Source organism: Reinekea sp. (assembly GCF_982785585.1).
In genome coordinates this window covers 1-8,850 of sequence record NZ_CEYAVF010000019.1, presented here as the reverse complement: position 1 = coordinate 8,850, position 8,850 = coordinate 1, and the positions used below count along the sequence as shown (strand labels likewise).

The 8,850-nt window shown below is 54.8% G+C and carries 8 protein-coding genes and 2 tRNA genes; all 10 read left to right on the top strand.

The genetic code is table 11. The features are described from left to right. Window positions 1-981 (top strand): GGDEF domain-containing response regulator (locus AC4FIC_RS09050; RefSeq protein WP_488043892.1); only part of this gene is annotated, 981 nt, incomplete at its 5' end. A gap of 219 nt (window positions 982-1,200) precedes the next feature. Next, a complete protein-coding gene (gene gltX / locus AC4FIC_RS09045; protein ID WP_490258894.1) occupies window positions 1,201-2,700 on the top strand; it encodes a glutamate--tRNA ligase in 1,500 nt (499 codons plus the stop codon). 97 nt (window positions 2,701-2,797) lie between these two features. After that, window positions 2,798-2,873, top strand: a tRNA-Ala gene (locus AC4FIC_RS09040). A 145-nt stretch (window positions 2,874-3,018) separates the two neighbouring features. Next, complete coding sequence (gene pyrB / locus AC4FIC_RS09035; RefSeq protein WP_100257394.1) at window positions 3,019-3,957, top strand: aspartate carbamoyltransferase; 939 nt, start codon at window positions 3,019-3,021, stop codon at window positions 3,955-3,957. Continuing rightward, window positions 3,950-4,402: an aspartate carbamoyltransferase regulatory subunit gene (gene pyrI, locus AC4FIC_RS09030; protein WP_100257393.1), complete on the top strand. Its 453-nt coding sequence runs from the start codon at window positions 3,950-3,952 to the stop codon at window positions 4,400-4,402. The genes pyrB and pyrI overlap by 8 nt, the downstream gene beginning before the upstream one ends. A 108-nt stretch (window positions 4,403-4,510) precedes the next feature. Then, window positions 4,511-5,527, top strand: coding sequence for a phenylalanine--tRNA ligase subunit alpha (pheS, locus tag AC4FIC_RS09025; RefSeq protein WP_100257392.1), 1,017 nt, complete (start codon window positions 4,511-4,513; stop codon window positions 5,525-5,527). A 21-nt stretch (window positions 5,528-5,548) separates the two neighbouring features. Continuing rightward, window positions 5,549-7,924: a phenylalanine--tRNA ligase subunit beta gene (gene pheT, locus AC4FIC_RS09020; protein ID WP_476194966.1), complete on the top strand. Its 2,376-nt coding sequence runs from the start codon at window positions 5,549-5,551 to the stop codon at window positions 7,922-7,924. 10 nt (window positions 7,925-7,934) lie between these two features. Next, window positions 7,935-8,237 carry an integration host factor subunit alpha gene (gene ihfA / locus AC4FIC_RS09015; RefSeq protein WP_100257390.1) on the top strand — a complete coding sequence of 101 codons (303 nt, stop codon included), beginning with the start codon at window positions 7,935-7,937 and terminating at the stop codon, window positions 8,235-8,237. Continuing rightward, the gene (locus AC4FIC_RS09010) at window positions 8,215-8,577 is read left to right on the top strand and encodes a MerR family transcriptional regulator (protein ID WP_287421551.1); all 363 of its coding nucleotides are present in this window, start codon (window positions 8,215-8,217) and stop codon (window positions 8,575-8,577) included. Before ihfA ends, AC4FIC_RS09010 begins: the two co-directional genes overlap by 23 nt. A gap of 57 nt (window positions 8,578-8,634) precedes the next feature. Next, window positions 8,635-8,711: transfer RNA gene (locus AC4FIC_RS09005), tRNA-Pro, on the top strand. Window positions 8,712-8,850 lie beyond the last annotated feature (139 nt).

Sequence of the window (8,850 nt, the reverse complement as noted above, 5' to 3'; positions counted from 1 at the left end):
GTGCGTGCCAATGGCATTGCCCTCTATGTCGGCCAGATGGATGTGGATATTTTGATCGAGCAACTGATCGGTGTCTATTCGTTGCGCTCCGAGCCACCGTTTCGGGTTTTGGTGGTGGATGACTCGCGCGCCCAGGCCATGTACGCCGAACGCACACTAAACTACGCCGGCCTGTTTACCCGCAATGTTAACGACCCGTTCGAAGTGCTGGAGGTTATTGAAAGCTTCAATCCCGATGCCATCCTGATGGACATCTATATGCCCGGCTGTATGGGGCCGGAACTGGCGCAAGTGATTCGCCAGCAGGATAAATACGACTCGATCCCGATCCTCTATTTATCGGCCGAATCCGATATCGACAAACAGCTCGATGCCGTCGGCCGAGGTGGGGATGATTTTCTCACCAAGCCGGTGCCGAAAACGGTGCTGATTGCCACCGTACTCAACCGATGTCGGCGGCATCGGGGCCTGCGCGCGCAGATGATCCGAGACAGCTTGACCGGCCTAGTGGACCACAACCATACCCTCGACACCCTGGCCAAGCTGATTGGCCAAAACCTCGAGGCTGCCTTGCCGCTGACCTTTGTGATGATCGATCTCGATCGTTTTAAGCAGGTTAACGACAGCTATGGGCATGCCATGGGCGATCGGGTTATTCGCGCGCTGGCGCTCTATCTAAAGCAACGTTTCCGGCTCACAGATGTGATTGGTCGTTACGGCGGTGAGGAATTCGCGCTGATCTTACCCGATACCGATGAGGCCACGGCGGCCCTGTTGTTAGATGAGGTGCGCAGCGGCTTTGAGAAGCTGACTCATCATCAGGGCCCTGTTGAAATCAATGTCACCTTCAGTGCTGGGGTGGCCACCTGGACGCCGGGCGAAGATGCCTCGGCCTTAGCGCATCGTGCCGATTTGGCGCTGTATCAGGCCAAAGCCAATGGTCGCAATCGGATTGCGCTGGCCAGTGAACTGCCGCACTAACCGAGTCCCGTGCCGACTCTAAACGGGTAGGGCGCATCGATCTGCCGCCCAGTCCGCCCCTGGCACTGCGACAAGAGGATCTATTTTAGGTCCTGAGCGCCCATTCTGCCGCATTTTTCCGTTACCCACCGGCACCGGCCAAGCGACGTTCTGGCTACCCGCCCTCTGCAGCGCTATAATTGCGCGCTTTCGAACTCAACCAAAGAGATTTGCTCCTATATGACCAAAATTCGCACCCGTATTGCGCCTTCACCGACCGGCGACCCGCATGTGGGCACGGCCTATATCGCCCTTTTTAATACCGTATTTGCCAAAAGCCAGGGCGGGGAATTCATTCTGCGGATCGAAGACACCGATCAGGTGCGCTCGACCCCGGAGTCTGAGCAAGCAATCCTAGATAGCCTGAAGTGGCTCGGTCTGAACTGGTCCGAAGGCCCGGACATCGGCGGTCCCTTTGGTCCGTATCGCCAATCCGATCGCAAGGATATTTATCAGCGCTATAGCCTGCAATTACTTGAGCAGAAGCACGCCTTTCACTGTTTCTGCAGTTCAGAGCGCTTAGATACCCTGCGTGAGGCGCAGCGTTTGGCCGGAGACGATATTGGCTATGACGGTCACTGTCGTCATCTGAGTGAGACCGAAGTTGCCGCTAAACTGGCCGCCGGTGAGAGTCATGTGGTGCGCATGGTCGTGCCTGAAGAAGGCACCTGCATTATTAAGGATCTATTGCGCGGCGACGTTGAGATCGAATGGCAGCAGGTTGATATGCAGGTCTTGATGAAGTCCGACGGCCTACCAACCTACCACTTGGCCAGTGTTGTCGATGACCATCTGATGGAAATCAGTCACATCATGCGCGGCGAAGAATGGATCTCCTCAACGCCGAAGCAGTTGGCCCTGTATCAGTATTTCGGTTGGCAGCCGCCGATCTATGCCCACTTGCCGTTGCTCCGCAACACCGATAAGTCGAAGTTGAGCAAGCGTAAGAACCCAACGTCGATTACCTACTATCGTGAAATGGGCATTCTGCCTGAGGTTCTGGTGAACTTTCTCGGCATGATGGGCTGGACCATGCCCAATGGCGAAGAGATCTTCAGTCTGGATGCCATGGTGCAGGCGTTTGATATCAATCGAATGTCACTCGGTGGTCCGGTCTTCGATCTGGACAAGCTCAATTGGCTCAATGGCAAGTACATTCGCGAGCATCACACGCCAGCCCAGTTGCTGCAGCGCCTAGTCGATTGGAAATTCAATGAGACCTTTGCCACCCAGTTGATGCCGCTGGTGCAGGCCCGCGCCGACACGCTGGCCGATATAGCGCCGCTGTTGATGTTTTTCTTTCAGGGCAACCCGGCCATCAGCGAGGCCAGCTTCGCCGATTTGAAAACCGAAAACGAAGAGCTGATGCAACTGCTGCAATGGGTGCTGTGGAAGCTGGAGGCACGCCAAGACTGGACTAAGGCGGGTATCTTTGCCGATATCAAGGCCGTCGCCGAACAGCGCGAGCAAAAGCTCAAAGATGTGAACGCGCCGATCTTTATCGCCATTACCGGTTCGGCCGCCTCAGTCTCGGTCATGGACGCCATGGCCTTGTTGGGCCCGGATATGACCCGAGGTCGGCTGCGCCACGCCATAGGGGTGCTGGGTGGGCTGGGTAAGAAAAAACTCAAATCCCTGGAGCGCCAGTATCAGCAATTGAACAAAACCGGCGGCCAATAGGGTCGCTAGGCTAAGCCATTGAATTTAATGGGAAAAAAGAAATAGAAAACTGTTGACAGGGTGGGGTCTGCTGATTAATATGCGTCGCACCTGTTGAGGGGCTATAGCTCAGCTGGGAGAGCGCCTGCATGGCATGCAGGAGGTCAGCGGTTCGATCCCGCTTAGCTCCACCATTTAGAATAAATCTGGCTTATCGAAAGATAGGCCTTTTTTATATCTGAAATTTGGCAAATAGTTTTAACGCGCTTTTAACAACCTGAGTTATTCCTTAGTGGCCTCAGTTTGCTATAATGCCGCAAATCTGTATTGAGCACCCCTATGGCCAACCCTCTTTATCGCAAAGATATAGTCTCAATCAGCGATCTCAGTCGCACCGATTTGGAACTGATTGTCCAACTGGCCGGCATCTTCAAGGCACAGGGCCCGGGGCCCTATTTGGCCAATAAGGTCATCGCCAGCTGTTTCTTTGAACCGTCAACCCGAACCCGACTCTCGTTCGAGACTGCGGTGCAACGATTACAGGGCGCCCTAATCGGTTTCTCGGACAGCTCTCATACCTCCACCAAAAAGGGCGAAACCCTTACCGACAGCATCCAGATGATGTCCGCTTATGCCGATGCCATTATTATGCGCCACCCGAAAGAGGGTTCCGCGCGCTTGGCGGCCGAGGTGGCCAACGTGCCGGTGATCAATGGCGGTGATGGGGCCAATCAACATCCCTCCCAAACCTTGCTCGATCTATTCTCGATCGCCGAATGCCAAGGCCAGCTGAGTAACCTGTCGGTCGCCTTCGTCGGGGATTTGAAATACGGTCGAACCGTGCATTCCTTGGCGCAAGCCTTGACCTGGTTTAACCCGACTTTCTACTTTGTCGCCCCGGAAGTGCTTAAGATGCCGTCCTATATCGAGCAGAGCCTGATCGAAAAGGGGGTGTCGTTCCGCTATGTCGAGACGCTTGAAGAAGCCGTGAGCAAGGTCGATATCCTCTATATGACTCGCGTGCAAAAAGAGCGCTTCGATCCTACTGAATATATGCATATCGCCTCCCAGTATGTGCTCCGGGCCGAGATGCTGGCGCACGCCAAACCCAATATGAAGGTGCTGCACCCCTTGCCGCGCATCGATGAAATTCATCCGGACGTCGATGCGTCGCCGTTCGCCTACTACTTTCAACAGGCCGAAAACGGTGTCTACGCCCGCGAAGCGCTGCTCGCCTTGGTGCTCAATGAAACCATTAAGGAATTGAACGATGCGTGAAACCATGGCCGTCGAGGCAATTGAAACCGGCACCGTGATCGACCATATACCGGCCGGGCAGGGGCTCAATATCCTGGCGCGCATTCAAGCGCGCAATGGTCAGGCTCGGGTCACCGTCGGTCTGAACTTGCCGTCCAAGGGCAGTGGCCAAAAGGATATTATCAAGGTTGAGGGTTGGTTGTTTTCGGAGCAGGACGCGGCCGAGATGGCACTCTATGCCCCTGATGCGACGGTGAATATTATCGAAGGTTACCGAGTGGTGACCAAATTTCAGATCGGCTTGCCGGCCGCCTTTGTCGGCATCTTTGCCTGCCCCAATTCCAACTGTATTTCCCATTCTGAACCGGTCTCGAGCCGTTTTTATGTCAGCTCCAATCCTAACCAGGTACAGCTGCGTTGCCATTTTTGCGAGCGTACTTTTTCCGACTCGCTGTTCAAGCATTAGATTGATCTGCACGGCGGAAAAATCCTGTTAGATCAGTTGCTTATTTCATTTCCTTCTTTATAGTGAAGGCTTTTTATTTGTTCCGAATTACGGGAGTAGGCACGGTAAATGGATACCCTGAATAAGTTGCACGAAGACGCCTTAGCGGCGGTTAAAGAGGCGACCAATGCCCAGTCCCTAGATGACCTGCGGGTTCGCTATCTGGGCAAAAAAGGTGAAATTACCGCCCAGCTGAAATCGCTGGGTAAGTTAACCGCGGAGCAACGGCCCGCCGCCGGCGCCCTGATCAATGAGGTCAAGGACGCGGTATCGGACGCCATCAATGCGCGTAAAGCCAGTATCGAAGCAAACGCCTTGGCCGAGCAACTGGCGGCAGAAAAGCTCGATGTTACCGCGCCCGGTCGACGCCAGCAGAAGGGCGGCTTACACCCAGTAACCATGACGCTGCGGCGCATGGAGGCCTTCTTCACCAATATCGGTTACACCATCGCCACCGGTCCGGAAGTGGAAGACGACTACCACAACTTCGAAGCGCTCAATATCCCGTCGCACCATCCGGCGCGGGCGATGCACGATACCTTCTACTTCGACGTCAACACCCTGTTGCGCACCCATACCTCACCGGTCCAGGTGCGTACCATGGAAAACGGCCAGCCGCCGTTCCGTATTGTCTGCCCGGGCCGGGTTTATCGCTGCGATTCCGACCTGACGCACAGCCCTATGTTCCACCAGATGGAAGGCCTGATGATCGACAAGCAGGTCAGCTTTGCCGACCTGAAGGGCACCATCGAAGAATTCCTGCGGGTGTTCTTCGAAAAAGAACTTAAGGTCCGCTTTCGGCCCTCCTATTTCCCCTTCACCGAGCCCAGTGCTGAGGTCGATATTGCCTGTGTTATGTGTAATGGCGAAGGCTGTCGAGTCTGTAGCCACACCGGTTGGCTCGAAGTGCTCGGCTGCGGCATGGTGCATCCCGATGTGTTACGTGCATCGGGTGTCGATCCTGACCAGTATCAGGGTTTTGCCTTCGGCATGGGTGTGGAACGGATGGCGATGTTGCGTTACGGCGTGAATGACTTACGCCTGTTCTTCGATAACGACCTGCAATTCCTGCGTCAATTCAACTGATTCCGCAACAGGACCTAGACAATGAAAGTGAGTGAAAAGTGGCTGCGTAGCTGGGTGAATCCATCCGTTAGCGCCCAAGAATTAATGGACCAGGTCACCATGGCCGGTCTGGAAGTGGAAGGCTTTGAGCCCGTTGCTGAAGCCTTCAGTGGTGTGATCGTCGCCGAAATCATCAGCTGCGAGCGCCATCCCAATGCCGACAAGCTGCAAGTCTGTACCGTGTCCACCGGCAGCGAGAATGTTCAGGTGGTCTGCGGCGCACCCAATGCCCGGGCAGGCCTAAAAGTTGGCTTCGCTCAGGTCGGTGCGGTGTTGCCTGGCAACCTCAATATCGGACAGGCCAAGCTGCGCGATGTCGACAGCTTCGGCATGTTGTGCAGCGAGAAGGAACTGGGCTTATCGGCCGCACACGAGGGTATTCTCGAACTGCCGGCCGATGCGCCGGTCGGTCAGGATATTCGCACTTACTACGAGCTAGACGACATCGCCATCGAAGTCGATCTGACCCCCAACCGGGCCGATTGCTTGAGTCTGCGCGGATTGGCGCGCGAGGTGGGGGTGCTCAACGATTTGCCGATGCACGCGCCCGATCTGGCCGCCGTCCCGGTGCAGCATCAAGATCTGTTTGACGTCACCATTGAAGATGGCAAGGGTTGCCCACGCTATGTTGGCCGTGTCCTACATCAGGTCGATATCAGTGCCGCCACACCGATCTGGATGGTGGAACGGCTGCGCCGCAGTGGTATTCGCTCGATCGATGCCGTGGTCGATGTTACCAACTATGTGATGTTGGAACTCGGTCAGCCGATGCATGGCTTCGATTTACAGCAATTGAACGAAAAAATCGTCGTGCGCAAGGCGCGTGCCGATGAAAAACTGGTCTTGCTGGACGGGCAGGAGATCGCACTGGATCCCTCCATCCTGGTGATCGCCGATGCCGCCGGCCCGCTCGCGATGGCCGGTATTATGGGCGGTGTTCATAGCGGCGTGTCCGCCACGACCACCTCGGTGTTTCTGGAAAGCGCCTTTTTTGCGCCCATTGAGCTGGCCGGTAAGGCCCGTGCCAAGGGTCTGCACACCGATTCCAGCCACCGCTTCGAACGCGGTGTCGACAGCCGTTTGCAAGAAGCCGCCATCGAGCGAGCCAGTGCACTGTTGGCCAGCATCTGTGGCGCCCAGGCCGGTCCGCTGATCGTCAAGGAGCAGGCTGAGTATATTCCCAAGCGGGCCGTGATCGACCTCTATTCAAGCGTGGTCACCAGCAGTCTGGGGATGTCGATCGATGATCTGCGCATCAAACAAATTCTAGTCGGTCTGGGCTTTACCCTGCTAACCGAAGCCGAAGGCCATTGGCAGGTTCAGGCGCCCAGCTGGCGTTTCGATATGGCCATACAGGCCGATTTGATCGAAGAGCTTGCCCGCATCGTCGGTTACGACAACCTGCCGGTAACCGCCCCAAAAGTGGCCATGAAGCCCCAAGGTCCGGCCGAGCAGGCGACACCGGTGGCGGCATTAGTCGATCGTATGGTGTCTCTGGGTTACCAAGAAGCCATCACCTTCAGCTTTGTGGAACCCGGCGTCCAGGAACTGATGTTTCCCAATCTCAACAGCTTGAAATTGGCCAACCCGATATCGGCTGACCTGTCCGCCATGCGGGTATCGCTCTGGCCGGGTTTGTTAAAGGCCGTGCAGCACAACCTGAATCGCCAGCAAGAGCAGGTGCGCCTGTTTGAGACCGGTCAGCGCTTTCGCGTGGAAAATAAGGGTCTGGAGCAAGTCGATATGTTAGCCGGGGTCATTACCGGCTCGCGTGCCGCCAAGGGCTGGTATGAAAACGGTGAGAGTGTCGACTTTTACGACCTGAAAGGCGATGTCGAGCAGCTCTTAGGCCATATCAAGGGTGTCGAGTTTGAGATTGTTAACGGCACCAACAGCGCGCTGCACCCGGGCCAATGTGCTCGAATCGAACGCAACGGCAAGCTGGTGGGCCATTTGGGCGCCTTACACCCGAACTTGGCGAAAAGTTTTGGCTTTAAGCAAAACGTATATCTGTTTGAGGTTCGGTTAGATCGCACCTTGCCGGCGCTCTTGCCGAAGTTCCGCCCCCTGTCGAAGCAGCCTGCGAGCACGCGAGATTTGGCGGTGGTGATTGATGAAGTGGTGTCGGTCAGTTCCGTCTTGGATACGGTGCGCGAGATGGCCGGTGACGATCTGGTGAGCCTAAATCTGTTCGATATCTACCGCGGCAAAGGAATCGATTCAAAAAGAAAAAGTATTGCGATGGGCTTGACCTGGCAGCATTCCTCACGCACTCTGACTGATGACGAAATTAATCGCTTCATGGATTTGATCATTAACACCCTACAAACGCGCCTAGATGCGGTTTTGCGGGGCTAAGGAGCCCACCATGGCCCTGACCAAAGCAGAGATGGCAGACCGTTTATATGAGGAATTAGGTCTCAATAAGCGTGAAGCCAAAGAAATGGTTGAGATTTTCTTCGAAGAAATACGAGAAAGTCTAGTGCATAACGAACAGGTGAAGTTGTCCGGCTTTGGCAACTTCGATCTCCGGGATAAGCGGCAACGCCCTGGACGGAATCCGAAAACGGGTGAAGAGATCCCGATCTCGGCTCGTCGAGTGGTTACCTTCCGGCCCGGACAGAAACTGAAGGTGACCGTCGAAAATTATGTTGGAACCGAGCCAGAATGATGAATTACCTGTAATCCCAGGCAAACGTTATTTCACCATTGGTGAAGTGAGTGAATTGTGTGCCGTAAAACCACACGTTTTGCGCTATTGGGAGCAGGAATTTCCACAACTGAGCCCCGTCAAACGCCGGGGCAATCGCCGCTATTATCAGCGCGGTGATGTCATGTTGATTCGTCAAATTCGGCACCTCCTCTATGAAGACGGCTATACCATCGGCGGTGCACGGCAAAAGATGACCGACCCCGAAGACTCCGAGCAAGCCCAGCAGGAGCACCAGACATTGATTAAAGAAATGATTGAAGAGTTAGAGGCGGTTCTGGTTTTATTGCATAAATCGTAAAAATCAGAGTAAAAACCTTTTGTTTTTCAATATGTTAGCTTAGAATACTCAGACAGTCGGGCATTGGCGCAGTCAGGTAGCGCATCGTCATGGGGTGGCGAGGGTCAGAGGTTCGAATCCTCTATGCCCGACCAATACATTATTTAAAATCAGCAGCTTAGAGCTGCTTTTTTTATGCCTGGAATTTAAGATTTAACCTTTTTATGCGGCCTGTGGCCGATATATCGAACACCCAACGCCAACTCCAACCCCCCATCCCAGCGCCATGCCAGC

Coding starts and splice junctions, on each gene's coding strand:
- ihfA (WP_100257390.1), top strand. CDS start 7,935: ATGGCCCTGACCAAAGCAGAGATGGCAGACCGTTTATATGAGGAATTA.
- pheT (WP_476194966.1), top strand. CDS start 5,549: ATGAAAGTGAGTGAAAAGTGGCTGCGTAGCTGGGTGAATCCATCCGTT.
- pyrI (WP_100257393.1), top strand. CDS start 3,950: ATGCGTGAAACCATGGCCGTCGAGGCAATTGAAACCGGCACCGTGATC.
- pyrB (WP_100257394.1), top strand. CDS start 3,019: ATGGCCAACCCTCTTTATCGCAAAGATATAGTCTCAATCAGCGATCTC.
- AC4FIC_RS09010 (WP_287421551.1), top strand. CDS start 8,215: ATGTTGGAACCGAGCCAGAATGATGAATTACCTGTAATCCCAGGCAAA.
- pheS (WP_100257392.1), top strand. CDS start 4,511: ATGGATACCCTGAATAAGTTGCACGAAGACGCCTTAGCGGCGGTTAAA.
- gltX (WP_490258894.1), top strand. CDS start 1,201: ATGACCAAAATTCGCACCCGTATTGCGCCTTCACCGACCGGCGACCCG.